The sequence below is a fragment of the Domibacillus sp. A3M-37 genome (assembly GCF_024213455.1).
Lineage (GTDB): Bacteria > Bacillota > Bacilli > Bacillales > Domibacillaceae > Domibacillus > Domibacillus tundrae.
This window is the reverse complement of the sequence record NZ_JANAVL010000006.1, coordinates 56603-72955: the sequence shown is the minus strand read 5'-3', so window position 1 is coordinate 72955 and position 16353 is coordinate 56603. Positions and strand designations below refer to the sequence as shown.

At 43.5% G+C, this 16353-nt stretch carries 13 protein-coding genes; 12 read left to right on the top strand and 1 reads right to left on the bottom strand.

All coding sequences use genetic code 11. The features are described 5' to 3' along the window. Positions 1-6 precede the first annotated feature (6 nt). The 12 genes from NLX67_RS11255 (at position 7) to NLX67_RS11200 (ending at position 14721) form a co-directional block, all read left to right on the top strand. Positions 7-1200: a thiolase family protein gene (locus NLX67_RS11255; RefSeq protein ID WP_254311811.1), complete on the top strand. Its 1194-nt coding sequence runs from the start codon at positions 7-9 to the stop codon at positions 1198-1200. Between the two features lie 175 nt (positions 1201-1375). Then, on the top strand, positions 1376-1657 hold the full coding sequence (locus tag NLX67_RS11250; RefSeq protein ID WP_254311810.1) for a methyl-accepting chemotaxis protein: 282 nt from the start codon (positions 1376-1378) through the stop codon (positions 1655-1657). Between the two features lie 291 nt (positions 1658-1948). Continuing rightward, entirely contained in the window at positions 1949-2422 is a 474-nt protein-coding gene (locus NLX67_RS11245) for a flavin reductase family protein (RefSeq protein ID WP_046180119.1), read from the top strand. Positions 2423-2444: 22 nt separating this feature from the next. Then, on the top strand, positions 2445-4256 hold the full coding sequence (locus NLX67_RS11240) for a XylR N-terminal domain-containing protein (RefSeq protein ID WP_254311809.1): 1812 nt from the start codon (positions 2445-2447) through the stop codon (positions 4254-4256). 30 nt (positions 4257-4286) lie between these two features. Beyond that, the gene (locus NLX67_RS11235) at positions 4287-4745 is read left to right on the top strand and encodes a GNAT family N-acetyltransferase (protein WP_254311808.1); all 459 of its coding nucleotides are present in this window, start codon (positions 4287-4289) and stop codon (positions 4743-4745) included. 270 nt (positions 4746-5015) lie between these two features. After that, a complete protein-coding gene (locus NLX67_RS11230) occupies positions 5016-6464 on the top strand; it encodes a PTS mannitol transporter subunit IIBC (protein WP_254311807.1) in 1449 nt (482 codons plus the stop codon). A gap of 260 nt (positions 6465-6724) precedes the next feature. Further along, positions 6725-8821 (top strand): BglG family transcription antiterminator, encoded by a 2097-nt coding sequence (locus NLX67_RS11225; RefSeq protein WP_254311806.1) that lies wholly within the window; start codon positions 6725-6727, stop codon positions 8819-8821. Between the two features lies 1 nt (position 8822). Continuing rightward, positions 8823-9251, top strand: a complete 429-nt coding sequence (locus tag NLX67_RS11220) for a PTS mannitol transporter subunit IIA (RefSeq protein WP_046180126.1) — start codon at positions 8823-8825, stop codon at positions 9249-9251. Position 9252: 1 nt separating this feature from the next. Further along, positions 9253-10401, top strand: a complete 1149-nt coding sequence (locus NLX67_RS11215; protein WP_254311805.1) for a mannitol-1-phosphate 5-dehydrogenase — start codon at positions 9253-9255, stop codon at positions 10399-10401. A 348-nt stretch (positions 10402-10749) separates the two neighbouring features. Continuing rightward, positions 10750-12216 (top strand): SulP family inorganic anion transporter, encoded by a 1467-nt coding sequence (locus NLX67_RS11210; RefSeq protein WP_254311804.1) that lies wholly within the window; start codon positions 10750-10752, stop codon positions 12214-12216. A 65-nt stretch (positions 12217-12281) separates the two neighbouring features. Next, positions 12282-12698 (top strand): universal stress protein, encoded by a 417-nt coding sequence (locus NLX67_RS11205; protein WP_254311803.1) that lies wholly within the window; start codon positions 12282-12284, stop codon positions 12696-12698. Positions 12699-12984: 286 nt separating this feature from the next. Further along, positions 12985-14721: an alpha-glycosidase gene (locus NLX67_RS11200; protein WP_254311802.1), complete on the top strand. Its 1737-nt coding sequence runs from the start codon at positions 12985-12987 to the stop codon at positions 14719-14721. Between the two features lie 624 nt (positions 14722-15345). Here the strand turns inward: NLX67_RS11200 and NLX67_RS11195 are convergent. Then, on the bottom strand, positions 15346-16281 hold the full coding sequence (locus NLX67_RS11195; protein WP_254311801.1) for a bile acid:sodium symporter family protein: 936 nt from the start codon (positions 16279-16281) through the stop codon (positions 15346-15348). Between the last annotated feature and the right edge of the window lie 72 nt (positions 16282-16353).

The following is a 16353-nucleotide window of genomic DNA, read 5'->3' as shown; positions in this document are numbered from 1 at the left end:
TTCAATTTGACGAATGTTGTGATTATTGATTCTGTTCGAACGGCGATTGGAAAGCTGGGTGGCGCGCTAGAAAATGTCCCTGCGGACTTTCTTGCTGCCACAGCTCTTGATGAGGTGGCCAAGCGGGCGGGTATTTCAAAAGATTCGGTTGATGAAGTGATCATGGGACAAGCGAAACAAAGCTCCGATGCATCCAATTTAGCCAGAGTAGCCCTTCTTCGTGCTGGATTTCCGGAAAAAGTGCCGGGTTATACGGTTCATCGGCAATGCGGTTCAGGCATACAATCCATCAACTCTGCGGCTCAGCAAATCCAATGCGGCTATGGAAAGATCATTGTGGCTGGTGGAGCTGAGTCGATGAGCACGGCCCCTTATTATCTTCGAAATGCACGCTTTGGTTTTAAATCAGGAAATGGACTGCTGCTGGATCCAAATACGGAAAGCCAGCCGGGATCACAGCCAATCGAAGACTATGGAATGCTTACGATGGGCATGACAGCAGAAAACCTGGCGGACAAATACGGAATTTCCAGACTGGAACAAGATGAATTTGCTTTTAGAAGTCAAGAAAATGCGAAACGAGCCATATCAGATGGGATCTTTTCCCGGGAAATCATTCCATATGAGCTGAAAACGCGAAAAGGCGTTACAGAATTTAAAATAGACGAGCATCCACGAGAAACGAGCCTTGAAAAACTTGCCCAATTAAAGCCTGTCTTTAAAGAAAATGGGTCCGTTACGGCAGGAAACAGCAGCGGAAGAAACGATGGAGCGGCGGCGGTTGTCCTTATGTCGGAAGAAGAAGCGAAAAGGCTGGGAAAAAAGCCGAAAGCGAGAGTGATTGCCCAAGCAGCGGCGGGCGTATCACCCTCTATTATGGGAATTGGACCCGTTAATTCAACGTTAAAAGCGCTTCAAACGGCAGGTTTAAAAATAGAAGATATCGATGTTATTGAATTAAATGAAGCCTTTGCAGCCCAGGCGCTTGCCGTGATAAAAGAATTAAAGCTGGATATCAATAAAGTGAACCCTAACGGCGGTGCCATTGCGATGGGGCATCCAATTGGTGCAACCGGTGCTATTCTCGCAACAAAAGTACTACATGAGTTAGAACGAACAGGGAAACGGTACGGGTTAATAACATTATGTATTGCAGGGGGATTAGGAATTACCACTATCATTGAAAACACAAGGCTTTAATGAAAATATATAAAATAGGGCAGATGAACGTTGCAACACACGTAATACCAATTATTGGAATCATTACTATGAAGGTGGAATTAGTGACCTCGATATTTGTTCGGGGTCATTTTCTATTAGCTCAGCTGCTGTTACACTTGCAATAGAGTAATTTGAGGAAGAGCATTAAACTTTTGTGATAGAAGCAGCTAGATCCGGCCAATATGGGGCTGGCTTTAATGTAGTGGCTCAAGAAATTAGAAAACTTTCTAATGAAACATCGAATGCAACAGAATCCATTGAACAAGTATTAAGGAATATCACAGGTAATATTAATAATTTAATGGAGAATATGACCCGAATTAATGGGGCTTCTCATGAACAGGCAAATTCGTTGCAGGATTTTAGTGTAATTATTGAAAAATTAAATGCTGTCAGCGATGAGATGAGTGCTTTTATGAAAGAAGTAGTGCACTAGCGGTTATGAACAAACGGGCAGTCTTTATTTTGATTTTTACCATAAATACATGGATAAAAGGAAAATAACGATTTGTTGCTGCAATGGAGTTTACTCATCACGACTACCTGACATTCAGGACGCAATGCTAACGCTTGTTCTTTGTTTCTTTTATTACCATATACAAATGTACATATTGCATAGTAAAATAGCGATATACCCTTCTTTTTTGTGGTTCCTTTATAAAATGAATCTTGTTAACATGAAATTATAATGAAAGCGTTAACAAAAAGGGTTGAAGGGGAGATTTTAATGGATGGAAGAGAGTTAAGAAACTGTATGGGCCATTTTGCTACAGGGGTTACGGTCGTAACATGCGATACTGAAGATGGAGGGACACACGGTTTAACTGCTAATTCTTTTACGTCAGTATCTTTGGATCCACCGCTTGTACTCGTTTCAGTAGACCGAAAAACAAAAGCGCTTCAATTTTTGAAAAATAACAGTTTTACCGTAAATATATTAAAAGAAGACCAGCAAGATACAGCGATGCATTTTGCGGGACGTCCGCTTGAGGAACCGCCATTCCAATGGGAAAAAGGGGAACTGTGCAACCGGTTCGAGGACTCTCTTGCATACGTTGAATGTGAACCTTGGGCAGAGTATGACGGCGGCGATCATGTGCTTTACGTAGGTAAAGTGAAAAATTTTCAATATAACGAAGGACGTCCGCTTGCTTACTACTGTGGAAAATTTTCAACAGTTTCACAAAAAATAAACGTATAAATAATCCGAGCGGAGGGTTAGAATGAAAGCTCATCATTTGCTTTTTGATAATGTAATAGATATAAATCCCCGAACTGGCACCATCAAGTTTAGTGACAGAAGAATGGCCCTTATGTCTGTAGAAGCTTTAGGTATCCTCCGCAGAGATTTAGTGAACACCCTTAGCATGGAAAGAGCAAAAGGGTTTTTAATGAGATACGGGTGGGCATGTGGCTCTAAAGATGGGGAAACGCTGGAAAAGATGTACGATTGGGACTCGAAGCAGGAACTTTTGCTGGCGGGTCCTTCTCTTCATACATTAGAAGGTATCGCGACAGTAGAACCAGACGTCATTGAGTTTACAGAACAAGACCTTCATTTTACCGGGTTCTGGAATGAATCATTTGAGGCAATCGAGCATGTTAATCATTATGGATACAGCAGTGACCCGGTGTGCTGGATTCTGATCGGCTATGCCAGCGGGTACCTGACAAGAACGTTCGGTAAAGAGGTACTGGTATATGAAGAAGTATGCAAAGGAAAAGGGGACGCGCATTGCCGGTTTGTCGCTAAAACATTTGACCCGAATGATGAGCGGCATCAGCAGGATTTACGCTATTATAAGTCTGAAACATTATTGTCTGAGTTGGACCGGGCTTATAGAGAAGTAAAGGAGTTAAACGAAAATATTATCGAATCTGACCAGGTCCAAAGTCGACTAACAGACCTGCTGCTGGAAGACAAAGGAATTTCAGAGACGGTCGGTTTAATCTCGGAAATCCTTCAAAAAAGTATTATCATCGATTATTTTCATGAAAAAATGGAAGGTTCTTTTTTATTCCCTGAAGACAAGGCAGCTTACGATAGCTGGAAAAGAAATGAGACGCCTCCAGACGTAAAACAAAAACATATTGAAGCATTCCCTATCATCGTTCATAATGAAAAAATTGGAAGAATGGTGGTAATCAGTGACAGAGCATTAGATAAAAAGGAAAAAATGATTATCAAACGGTCAGTAACTGTCTGTACCGTTCAACTGTTTCACCAGCAAAAGCTCACAAAGTCAATTTGGAAGAAAAAAGAAGACTTTTTTGAGGAACTGTTGAATAATAAAATAGATGAACCTACACTCCATAGGCATATGCATGTCTTTGATTTTAATCCCCATGCGCAAAACCGCATCTTGACATTGAAAGTAAATACAGATTCGAAAAAAGAAGTTATTCTTCACTATTTAAGTGTTGTTTTTCCTGCTATTGATGTATTTTTAAAAGATCAATACATCATTCTCATTTTATCTGAAGAAAGTAACACGGACATGGAAAAATTCACGTTGCAACTGCAAAATACCATTCAAGAAGAATTTAAGCATATTAAAATTTATATAGGTGTCGGCCGTACCGCTGACAATCTGAAAGACTTAGCCAAGAGTTATCAGGATGCCTGCCGGATATGTGATTTTATTCAGCTTGCTTATCCTGCTGACAGCAGAGCCTCTTATTATGAAGAATTAGAACCCGTTATCATGTTTTTAAAAGGGATTGATCAGGAAGAGTTAATTGATTTTTGTAATGAGACAATCGGCAAATTGGTTGAATATGATAATGCAAATCAAGGAAACTTAGTTATTACCTTGAAATCCTATTTGGATTATAACGGGAATCTTCAGCAAACTGCAGATGATCTTCATCTCTCTATTGCGGGACTTCGTTACAGGCTTGAAAAAATTGAATCATTCTGTAAAGCGGATTTGAAGACTGGGACAGGCCGTTTTAAATATCAGCTGGCAATACGAATTTATTTTGCCCTGCAAATTATTAACAATCGGTTGACTGGTTTTCAAAGTGTGAACTGATGAATTAAAAGAGTTGGAGGAAATAAGGACATGGGGACCATTAGTCGAGCAGACGTTACCGATGCTGCTGAAATTCTCGCGCTGCAGAAACTTGCGTATGTAAGCGAAGCTGAAATCTATGAAGATGACGACATTCAACCTTTAAAGGAAACACTTGACGAGGTAGAAACAGCGTTTAAGCATCATGTATTTTTAAAGTATGTACAGAATGGGAAAATCGTTGGATCCGTCAAAGCTATCGAAAAAGATGGAACATGCTATATAGGAAAATTGATGGTCCATCCAGACTGTCAAAATAAAGGGGTTGGGAAGCAATTAATGAACGAAATTGAACAACAGTTTCCAAACGTCCGTTTTGAATTATTTACAGGCGGCAAAAGTACAAGAAATATTTCTTTTTATGAGAAACTTGGATACAAGGGGTACAAACATGAAAAGTCGCCTATCGAGGAAACCGTTTTTTTGTATATGGAAAAAATCAAAAAATAAGAGTGAAATACCAGCTTACAGAAAATAGATTGAGAAGCGATTAGGGTATTGCAGCGAACATCTCCTATATTAGACAAAAACTGCCGGACATATAATTCTGACAGTTTTTTTTATCGGTGTCATTCGTTTTTTCAACAATGTCAACATTCCCCTTGCCAAAATAGTGTTTTCCTTTCGTTGTTTGTCTGCTGAAACCGCTTTATTATAAGACTATAGACAGAGACAATCAGTCACATGAAATAGAAAACAAAAAGGAAAGGGGTTTTTCAGATGAATCAACAGACAGAGCCTAAAGCAGATTTTCGTGTGAAAATTCAGCGGTTCGGCAGTCATTTAAGCGGCATGATCATGCCAAATATCGGTGCATTCATTGCATGGGGACTTATTACCGCATTATTTATTCCAACTGGATGGATTCCGAATGAAGACTTAGCGGCGCTTGTCGGCCCGATGATTACGTTCTTATTGCCAATTTTGATCGGTTTTACCGGCGGCCGCATTGTATATGATATCCGCGGGGGTGTCGTTGGGGCAACAGCTACAATGGGGGTCATCGTCGGGGCAGACATTCCGATGTTCCTCGGCGCGATGATTATGGGTCCTCTCGGGGGCTATGCGATTAAAAAGTTTGACCAGCTTGTGGATGGCAAAATTAAATCCGGTTTCGAAATGCTTGTCAACAACTTCTCAGCCGGTATTATCGGCGGTATTTTAACACTTATCGCGTATAAAGCGATCGGCCCGGTTGTCGTGGCATTAAATAAAACATTAGCAGCAGGCGTGCAGGCGATTGTGGATGCAAACCTGCTTCCGCTGGCGAGTATTTTCATTGAACCGGCGAAAGTGTTATTCTTGAACAACGCAATTAACCATGGGATTTTAAGCCCGATTGGGATTGAAGAAGCTGCATCAGCAGGGAAATCGGTTTTATTCCTTCTTGAGTCAAATCCTGGTCCTGGTCTTGGAATCTTGCTTGCGTACATGTTATTCGGAAAAGGAATGGCGAAACAATCCGCACCGGGTGCCGTGATTATCCATTTCCTTGGCGGGATTCACGAAATTTACTTCCCGTACATCTTGATGAAGCCGGTTCTTTTACTCGCAGCGATTGCGGGCGGTGCAACAGGCGTTGCAACATTCCTTTTATTTGGTGTTGGTTTGTCAGCAGCCCCATCACCGGGCAGTATTTTTGCCTTGATGATCATGGCGCCTCCAGGAAACCATCTTGGCGTATTGGCAGGGGTTATTGCGGCAGCAGCTGTATCATTCCTCATTTCAGCGCTTGTATTAAAAACGTCTAAAGCAACAGAAGAAGATGGCTTAGCCGAAGCAGCTGCGAAAACATCTGCTTTAAAAGGAAAAGAAAGCCATGCAGCTTCTCTTGTGAAAACAGAAGAAGCACCAGCCGTATCGACAGCGACTCCAGCAGAAGGTCTGCCGTCTAATGTAGAAAAAATTATTTTCGCCTGCGATGCGGGGATGGGGTCAAGTGCGATGGGCGCCTCTATTTTGAAAAATAAAGCGAAAAAAGCAGCGCTTGATGTAAACATTTCGAATACGTCGATCAGCAACTTGCCGGCGGACGCAGATGTAGTTATTACTCACAAAGACTTAACAGACCGCGCCAAAGCAAAATTGCCAAATGCGTATCACATTTCCGTTGAAAACTTCTTAAATAGTCCGAAATACGATGAATTGATGGAACAATTGAAGAAATAACAAAAAAGCAGCCGCATCGGGCTGCTTTTTTGTATGCTGAGGAGTATGACCTCTGTAAAGATGACATCCTTAGTATATAAAGAATATGGTTCATAAACCATTCTTCCGTTAGATTATCTCACAAAGAAATGTTTTTAAATGCTGGCAACAAGTTTCGTGACGAACTTCCATTTTCGATTTGTTGAATCCACGATTTAATGGGTTTATGATAAGAGAAGAAAGAAATACTAGTAAAAAGATGTCACAAGGGGGTGCACGGCATGTATGTATCTGCTCGTGAACGGCTGATTTTGGATTTGCTTATTGACCGGGAAGAAGAAATGACGGTTAAAGATCTAGCAGGTGACATCGATGTCAGTGTGCGGACCGTCCATCGTGACTTAAAAAGCATTGAGCAGATGATCGAAGCGTACGATTTAAAGCTTGTGAAAAAAGCGGGAGTAGGCGTACAGCTCGTTGGCGCAAAAGAGAAAAGAGATGAGCTGAAAATGGCGATTTCTCACCTTTCTTACAGTGAGTATACGCCGGATGAACGCCAGACGATGCTGCTGTGCGCGCTGCTGGAATCGATTGAGCCGGTGAAGCTCGTATCCCTTGCTAACGACTTGCGCGTAACAATCGCCACAGTCAGTAATGATTTGACGAAGCTTGAAAAAACACTTAAGCAGTTTGGATTAACGATTGTCCGCCGGCGTGGGTATGGCGTAGAGCTTGAAGGAAGCGAAACAGCGAAGCGGCGCGCCATGAGTAGCATCATTGCGGAAAACGTGAATGAAGTGGAATTTTTATCCCTGGTAAAAGAAAGTATTCAAAAAAAAACACAGGATTCATCAGATTCTATTTCCGAGCGCTTGCTTGGATTAGTGGAGAAAAAGAAATTATTAATTGTTGAAAAAGTGGTCAAAGAAATTAACGCCGGTCTTCCGTATCCAGTGGCGGACAGCGCCTACATTGGACTTGTTGTCCATTTGGCGCTTGCGATTGAACGGATAGAGCGGGGCGGCAACATTCAAATGGATCGGGCCTACTTGAACCAGCTGCAGGCCGCGCCGGAATTTGATATTGCCCGGGAAATGACGGAGAAATTAAAAGCCGTTTTTCAAATGGATATTCCGGAAGCGGAAGTCGGCTATATTACGATGCATCTGCAAGGGGCGAAGCTGCGTCAGGACAAAGAGTATGTCTTAGAAGAATCAAGCTTCCAGGTCGCTCTAAAAGCAAAAGGATTAATCCAGTTCGTTGAAGAAAAGCTTGGGGTTGGGCTGCTGGACGACCAGTCTCTTTTTCAAGGACTCGTCGTCCATTTAAAGCCAGCTATGTACCGTATTAAGCAAAAAATGGGTATTACCAACCCGCTGCTTGAACGGATCCAATCCGATTACAGTGACTTATTTGCAATTGTTAAACAAGCGGTCCATCATGTTTTTCCATCCACTGATGTGCCGGATGAAGAAATTGGCTATCTCGTCATGCATTTTGGTTCAGCCTTGCCTGGCGCCAAGCCCGCCGGACCATTAAAGGCGTACACGATTTGCTCAACTGGCATCGGTACATCAAAAATGCTAGCTGCACGGCTGCAGCAGGAAGTGCCGGAATTAACAAGCGTAAAAAACATTTCCCTGTTTGAATTAAGCAACCTGGAATTAGACGATGATCTTGTTATCTCAACGATTCCGCTGCCAGATTTTGATCACGATCATATTGTGGTCAGTCCGGTGCTGACGAAAGAAGATTTAACGAAAGTACACGCTTATATAAGAAGGCACAATGCGATACCGGTTCAGACGGAGCGAACTGCTTTCAAACAGCCGGTTCGTTCATTTGACCAAATCGAAAAAACAGTGGGCAGCATTCAGCGTTATTCGGATGCGCTGCAAAACATTTTAAGACAGCTTTCCGTTACCCGTTCTGAGAAGAATGCAGCAGAAGAAGTGCTGAAGGAAGCCTGTACCGTGCTTTCGTCCATTCAATCGGAAGAGACAATCGTGCAGGCGCTGCTTCAACGGGAAAAGCTGGGCGGCATCGGGATTCCCGGGACAAAACTTGCTTTTTTCCATGCGCGCCACCCGGATGTTTTAACCCCTTCGTTTACGATGCACAGACTGGCAAAACCGGTCATCCTCGAAGGAATGGATCAACAGAAGATGGAATCGGACACGATAATTATGATGCTTTCACCGGATCCTTATCATGTGGAAGGGCTTGAGTTGCTGAGTATGATCAGTTCACTCATAATTGAAAGTGATGACAGCATCGCCTTGTTTCAGTCGGGACGGGAAGAGGAAATAAAAGAGTGGACGGCGACAAAATTAGAGACGTTTTTATATGAAAAAATAACAGAATTAAGGAGTGTTTAACATGGCTATTTTATCTGCTGAAAACATCGTATTAAATCAACAACTTGGATCAAAAGAAGAAGCGATTCGCGCAACGGGACAGGTGCTTGTGGAACGTGGATATGTGGAACCCGCTTATATCGAAAAAATGCTTGAGCGTGAACAATTGACGACAACGTATATGGGGAATTTCGTGGCAATTCCACACGGCACAGAAGACGCAAAAAGTGCAGTGAAAGAATCAGGTATTGCGATTATTCAAGTGCCAAACGGTGTCAGCTTTGATGGAAATGAAGTAAAGCTCTTAATCGGCATTGCCGGCAAAGGCGACGAGCATTTAGAAATCTTATCGCAAATCGCCATTGTCTGCTCAGAAGAAGATAATGTGCTGCAAATCGTAAATGCTTCTTCCAAAGAAGAAATTTTAGCGATGTTTGACGAGGTGAACTAATATGTTAGCTGTCCATTTTGGCGCAGGAAACATTGGCCGTGGCTTTATCGGAAGCCTTTTGTATCAGTCTGGGTATGAAACGTGTTTTGTTGATGTGAACAGCGAAATCGTCGACTTACTTAATGAAAAAGGCGAGTACCGGGTTGTACTTGCGGATGAATCCCACGAGGAGCTCGTTGTGAAAAATGTCCGTGCAATCAACAGTGCATCAAATGCTGATCAAGTCATTGAAGCAATCGCACAGGCAGACTTGGTGACGGCAGCGGTCGGGCCGAACATTTTGCCGCACATTGCCGGTCTTGTCGCAGAAGGACTGCGCAAACGGACAACATCAGTCAACGTCATCGCCTGCGAAAACATGGTCGGCGGCAGCACGCTGTTAAAGGAAAAAGTAATGGAGAAAATTCCGGCAGACGAGCAGGAAATGATTTTGTCCCGTACTGGATTTCCGGACGCAGCGGTCGACCGGATCGTGCCGAATCAGTCGAATGAAGATAAATTGATGGTCGTTGTAGAGCCATTTTATGAATGGGCAGTGGAAGAAACGAAAATTGTTGGCGAAAAGCCTGCTGTCGAAGGCATTACATGGGTGCCTGACTTAAAGCCGTATATTGAACGAAAACTGTTTACCGTTAATACAGGTCACGCGGTTGCGGCTTATTTCGGATGGCAGGCAGATGCGAAAACGATCGATGAAGCACTTCAAAACGATAAAATTAAACAAGCGCTTGAAGCCACTTTAAAAGAAACGGGCCACTTTTTAGTTGAAAAATACGGATTTGATGCGGCCGAACACGATCAATATATTGTGAAAATTATTGGCCGGTTTGCGAACCCGCACATTACGGATGACATTACACGTGTCGGCCGCGCGCCAATCCGCAAGCTTGGCGGCAAAGACCGTCTCGTCAGTCCGGCAAAGCAGTATGAACAATTAATTGGCGAGACACCAGTTTATTTGGCAAAAAGCATTGCGGCGGCCCTTTTATATGATTACGCACAAGATTCAGAAGCGGTTGAAGTGCAGGGAGAAATCGGTCGAAATGGTGTAGAGTCAGCGATTAAAAAGTTCACACAGCTCGATGAAGCAAATCCATTGTTTGCGGAAATCGTGAAACAATATGAATTGATCCGGGAGAACGGGATTTAACTTACAAAAGGATTGTCATAAAAGTAGAGGCTGACGGTCGAATAAATGCGGTTGATGGTCGGATTCTAGACTGCAGCGGTCGAATAAATCGGAATTCGACCATCAGGGAAGGGAATCCGGCCGTCTTGCTGTAAATGCAATAATGGAGCTAACTCATTTTGAGATAGCTCCTTTTTTCTTTTTTTCGGCCCTGCTGGTATTTATTCTGGTCCACTTTCTTCCCTCTCTATTTCCCCATATTTTCAGCAAAATCCATCTATGATATGATAAAAGAACTTCAAAACGGGAAGTGACTTCCATGAGGGTTGGAGGTCAACAAAAACGAAAATAGAGGTGACGAGTTTATTTATGTTTACACAACTGAAAAAAGAATGGTTCGGCAATGTCCGTGGTGACATTTTGTCGGGGATTGTCGTGGCGCTTGCACTGATTCCGGAGGCGATTGCCTTTTCGATTATTGCGGGCGTGGACCCGATGGTCGGATTGTACGCGTCGTTTTCAATGGCCGTTGTCATTGCGTTTATGGGCGGACGTCCAGCGATGATTTCTGCAGCAACCGGGGCAATGGCGCTTCTGATGGTGACATTTGTAAAGGATCACGGGCTGCAATATTTATTTGCGGCGACGATTTTGACCGGTGTCCTGCAGGTGGCGTTTGGCTGGCTGAAAGTGGCCCGCTTTATGAAGTTTATTCCGCGCTCCGTTATGGTCGGGTTTGTGAATGCCTTGGCCATCCTCATTTTTATGGCGCAGGTGCCTCATTTTGTCGGCATTTCAACGATGACATACGTATTTGTCGCGGCGACGCTTGCGATCATTTACATTTTCCCGCGCTTCGTTAAATCAATTCCGTCCCCACTTGTAGCGATTGTTGTCATGACAGTAATTGCAGTGTATGGCGGCTTTGACCTGCGGACGGTTGGCGATCTTGGGACAATTACGCAGTCTTTGCCATCATTTTTTATCCCGGATGTACCATTCAACTTTGAGACATTGTCGATCATTTTCCCGACTGCTTTGGCACTGTCAATCGTCGGTCTGCTTGAGTCGCTCTTGACGGCATCCATTGTCGATGATATGACCGATACGATGAGCAATAAAAACCGTGAAGCACGTGGGCAGGGGATCGCGAACATCGTCACAGGCTTTTTCGGCGGCATGGCCGGCTGTGCAATGATTGGGCAATCTGTTATCAATGTGAAGTCCGGCGGGCGCGGCCGTTTATCTACCTTCGTGGCAGGGACATTTCTGCTCTTTTTAATTATGGTGCTTGGCGGAGTGGTCGTGCAAATTCCGATGCCGGCACTTGTTGCGGTCATGATTATGGTGTCGATCGGCACATTTGACTGGTCGTCTTTAAAAGCGGTGACAAAAATTCCGATTACCGACAGCATTGTCATGGTTGTGACCGTCGTAACGGTTGTGATCACGCACGATTTATCAAAAGGCGTATTTGCCGGTATTTTACTAAGTGCGATCTTCTTTACAGCAAAAATTTCGAAAGTGGATGTCATTTCTTCACGCGAAGCCGATACACTAAATTACCGGGCATCCGGACAAGTCTTTTTTGCGTCCGTCACTGATTTTGTGGACGAATTTGACTATCAGCCGGAAGGAATTCAGCACGTGAACATCAATTTTTCAGAAGCGCACGTCTGGGATGATTCGGGTGTAGCGGCCATTGATAAAATTGTGCTGAAATACCGCGATAATGGCATTAACGTGTCCTTAAGCGGCTTAAATGAAGCGAGCTCATCGATGATTAAAAGGATGGCCGTTCATGACAAATCGGGCGGCAAGCTGTCCGGGCATTAAAATACCTGAGGGTGCATTGTATAAAAACAGTGCGCTTTTTGAACAAACAAAAGGGGGACATATGAATGAGGGGAAACATTTTGCTTGCATCTGACGGGTCTGATCATGCATTGCGCGCGACTGAAGAAGCGATTAAGCTGGCAAAAGGGCTAAAAAAAGAAATCGTTGTCGCGTACGTCGTTAACTTTGATCAATCGAAAAAAGACGTGCTGCACAGCGCCGGCTCGCTTGACCGTGAACAAAAGCGAAAAAAGCAGCTCCAAAGCACGGAACAAAAGCTGCAGGAAGCAGAAGTCGCTTACTCAATAAAGCTGCTTCATGGTGTCCCGGGGCCGGCAATTGTCGAGTATGCAAATGAAAACGCTGTTTCGTACGTCGTGCTCGGCAGCCGCGGCTTAAATGACCTGCAGGAAATGGTGCTCGGCAGCGTCAGTCATAAAGTGGCAAAACGTGTGCAGTGCCCGGTTTTAATTGTGAAATAAATGAAATTCTTTGTGAGATAATCTGACGACGAAAAAGATTCTTCCCTGAAAATATGGTAAGATCTTCTTACTAAGTGAATGCCTAAACATAAAAAGCGCTTTGCACAGACTGGACCCCTGCCAGTACTGATGTTAAAGCGTTTTTTATAGGTGGAGAAACTATGAGCGAAAAGCTGTTATCAGGTCCTTTGTTCGCTGTCATTTTATCAGGAAATAACTACCATGAAAATTATTCGCCTCTCCGGTCATTCTAAACAGTAATGACTTAAAAATACGGAGAGATACTATGCTAAAAGAAGCGATCTATCACCGGCCGAAAAATAACTTCGCTTACGCTTACGATGAAAAAACGATCCACATTTTGCTGAAATCCAAAAAGAAAGACCTGGATCAAGTGGAATTAGTGTATGGAGATCCTTATATATGGAAAGATGGCGCATGGCAATATACAACAAAAGAAATGAAACTTTCCGGCTCAGATGAATTATTTGATTACTGGTTTGCGGCTGTGGAGCCTGACTTTCGCCGCCTTCGATACGGGTTTACATGCAAAGACCAAACAGAGTCAATCATTTATACGGAAAGAGGCTTTTATAAGGATGTTCCAAAGGATAGCGGCTTTTTCTTCGCTTTTCCGTTTTTGCATGCGATCGATACATTTAAGCCGCCTGAATGGGTGAAAGAAACGTTGTGGTATCAAATTTTTCCGGAGCGATTTGCCGATGGAGATCCGCATTTAAACCGAAAAGATACAAAAAAATGGGGGACTTCTCCGGATAGAACCAGCTTTTTTGGCGGTGACTTCCAGGGGATTTTAAACCGGCTCGATCATCTTCAGGAATTAGGTATAAACGGTATTTATTTTACACCTGTTTTCCAGGCGGAAACGAATCATAAATACGATACAACCAATTATTTAGCGGTTGATCCGCAGTTTGGCAATAAGGAATTATTAAAAAATCTTATCCGGGAATGCCACAGAAGAAAAATAAAAGTGATGCTTGATGCCGTCTTTAATCATAGCGGCTATTGTTTTACCCCTTTTCAGGATGTATTGAAAAATGGGGAAAAATCGAAATATAAAGATTGGTTTCATATTCACCGTTTTCCGCTTCAAGAAGGGGATACTATTCATTATGATGCATTCGGTTTTGAAAAAGCGATGCCAAAGCTTAATACAGAAAACCCCGAAGTAAGAAACTATCTGCTCCAAACGGCTGTGTACTGGATAAAAGAATTCGACATTGATGCGTGGCGCCTCGATGTGGCAAATGAAGTAAGCCACGATTTCTGGCGCGAGTTCCGCCGCGCGGTGAAATCAGTAAAGCCGGATGTCTACATTTTGGGTGAAGTCTGGCATGATTCGATGGCATGGCTTCAGGGAGATCAGTTTGATGCGGTAATGAACTACCGGTTAGCCGATACCGTCGTGGACTTTTTTGCGAAAGGAAAAGCAACGGCCAATCAATTTAAAAATGAAGTGATCCATCTGCTTCATTCGTATCCGTTGTCTGTAAACGAAGCGGCGTTTAACTTGCTTGGCAGTCATGATACGCCGAGAATATTAACAGTCGCCAATGAAGACAAAGAAAGTTTGAAACTAACCTTTTTGTTCCATCTTTCTTTTATTGGCACTCCTTGTATTTATTATGGTGATGAAATTGGGATGACAGGTGAGTCAGACCCGGATTGCCGAAAATGTATGATCTGGGAGGAAAGCGAACAAGATCGCGATTTATTTCATTTTGTGCAAAAATTGATTGAGCTGCGTAAAAAAATCCCAGCCTTTTGCAATGAAGGTGATTTTGCGTTTATTGATCTGCATCCTGCTACTGTGAGTTATACAAGAAAAAACGAAATGGAAACGCTGCTGTTTATCATAAATCCGACAGAACAGCCTGTTGAAGTGAATTTACCGGATCATTTCAAAGGGATGACAGATCTCTGGACAGGTGATGGTCTGGAATCCGATGCAGCGCTCATTCAGAAAAAAGGATTTTTAATTCTTTATAAGCAGAAATAGGTAAATAAATGGGGGTTATCGGAAATGAGAAATCCCTTTCAGGCTGTAGACAGATTCTTTTTTGCGAGAGACAGGTGTACGTGTTGCTTGAACGGAGCCGAAAAGACGGCTTTCGCGGAGTTTCGCTTTTCCTGGGGCAGGCGCAGAGCTCGTCTCCACCGCTCTGCGGCTCCGGCGATCTCAGCTGCCCGCTAGTCCCACAGAAGTCTTCACTCCCCGCCCGCCGCTAATGCGTTTTTTGACAAGTGAGTGCAAAAAAGCGAGTCTCGATCGTGTAGAAGCATATTCCATCTTTTTGCTCATCTTAAACGTAAAAAACAGAATAGCCTGCCCACTCACTGCTGTTCAAAAACCACGTGGTGAAGCCTGCCGGACGGAGACTCCTACGGGAAGTACAGTGAGTCGGGAGATCCCGCAGGCGCCAGCCGAGGAAGCTTCCGCACTGCCCGTGGAAAGCGAAGTCCGGCCGGCTTCACCTTTCGGCTCCGGGTAAAAAAGCAGGATTGGTTCTCTGAAAGATTATACCTTTTTTCGAGAATAGACGTTTTTATTGAAAAGAGGCTGTTGACTTTGTCTACAAGCTGAAAGGGAGTTCTCAAAAATGAGAACTCCCTTTTTGGCATATTATCCTTTTCGGTCTGCTTTTCGCGCCCAGTAGGTTGCCAAAAGCGGGCCGGAAATGTTGTGCCAGAAGCTGAAAATCGCGCTTGGCACAGCAGCAAGCGGACTGAAGTGTGCTGCTGCAAGTGCTGCACCAAGTCCAGAGTTTTGCATGCCGACTTCGATAGCTAGTGCTTTTTTATCTTCATAAGGCAGTTTGAATAGTTTTCCTGCTAAGTACCCTAACAAATAGCCAAGACCATTATGTAAGATGACGACACCGAAAATAAGCAAGCCTGATTCAACAATTTTGTCTTTGCTGCCGGATACAACGGCTGCTACGATCAGTACAATTGCGATAACTGAAATAAGCGGCAGTACATCGACACTCTTTTTGACTTGTTCTTTAAAGAACATTTGCACAATTAAACCGAGGATAATTGGCAAAAGAACGATTTTGACAACTGACATGAACATAGCAGAAGCCGATACTTCCAGCCATTCGCTCGCAAGTAAGTAGATAAGCGCCGGCGTTAAAATCGGTGCGAGCAATGTTGAAACAGACGTAATCGCAACAGACAGGGCCGTATTCCCTTTGGCAAGAAAGGTCATAACATTCGATGCCGTACCGCCCGGGCAGCAGCCGACCAAAATCACACCTATCGCAATTTCGGGTTCTAGACGAAGCCCTTTTGCCAGAGCGAATGCAAGAGCAGGCATGACGATAAACTGTGCCATAACCCCGATTAATACTTTCAGCGGATGACGGCCGACTTCTTTAAAATCTTCCGCTGAAATGGTCATTCCCATCCCGAACATAATCACGCCGAGTAAAATAGAAATATAGGGCGCAATCCACGTGAACTGTGCGGGAAGAAAAAACGCGAATGCCGCAAAAACAAGCACCCAGATGGCGAATGTTTTACCGGCAAATTGACTGACCTTAATTAATGAATTCAATTTCATTTCACCTCCATTATAGTAGAATAGCATAAAATAAAACATATTTTCAGATTTTTTTGATTTGAGAGT

Excerpts from the sequence above, each read along its gene's own strand:
- NLX67_RS11210 (WP_254311804.1), top strand. The coding sequence starts at position 10,750 with ATGTTTACACAACTGAAAAAAGAATGGTTCGGCAATGTCCGTGGTGAC.
- NLX67_RS11220 (WP_046180126.1), top strand. The coding sequence starts at position 8,823 with ATGGCTATTTTATCTGCTGAAAACATCGTATTAAATCAACAACTTGGA.
- NLX67_RS11230 (WP_254311807.1), top strand. The coding sequence starts at position 5,016 with ATGAATCAACAGACAGAGCCTAAAGCAGATTTTCGTGTGAAAATTCAG.
- NLX67_RS11205 (WP_254311803.1), top strand. The coding sequence starts at position 12,282 with ATGAGGGGAAACATTTTGCTTGCATCTGACGGGTCTGATCATGCATTG.
- NLX67_RS11200 (WP_254311802.1), top strand. The coding sequence starts at position 12,985 with ATGCTAAAAGAAGCGATCTATCACCGGCCGAAAAATAACTTCGCTTAC.
- NLX67_RS11225 (WP_254311806.1), top strand. The coding sequence starts at position 6,725 with ATGTATGTATCTGCTCGTGAACGGCTGATTTTGGATTTGCTTATTGAC.
- NLX67_RS11240 (WP_254311809.1), top strand. The coding sequence starts at position 2,445 with ATGAAAGCTCATCATTTGCTTTTTGATAATGTAATAGATATAAATCCC.
- NLX67_RS11245 (WP_046180119.1), top strand. The coding sequence starts at position 1,949 with ATGGATGGAAGAGAGTTAAGAAACTGTATGGGCCATTTTGCTACAGGG.
- NLX67_RS11215 (WP_254311805.1), top strand. The coding sequence starts at position 9,253 with ATGTTAGCTGTCCATTTTGGCGCAGGAAACATTGGCCGTGGCTTTATC.
- NLX67_RS11235 (WP_254311808.1), top strand. The coding sequence starts at position 4,287 with ATGGGGACCATTAGTCGAGCAGACGTTACCGATGCTGCTGAAATTCTC.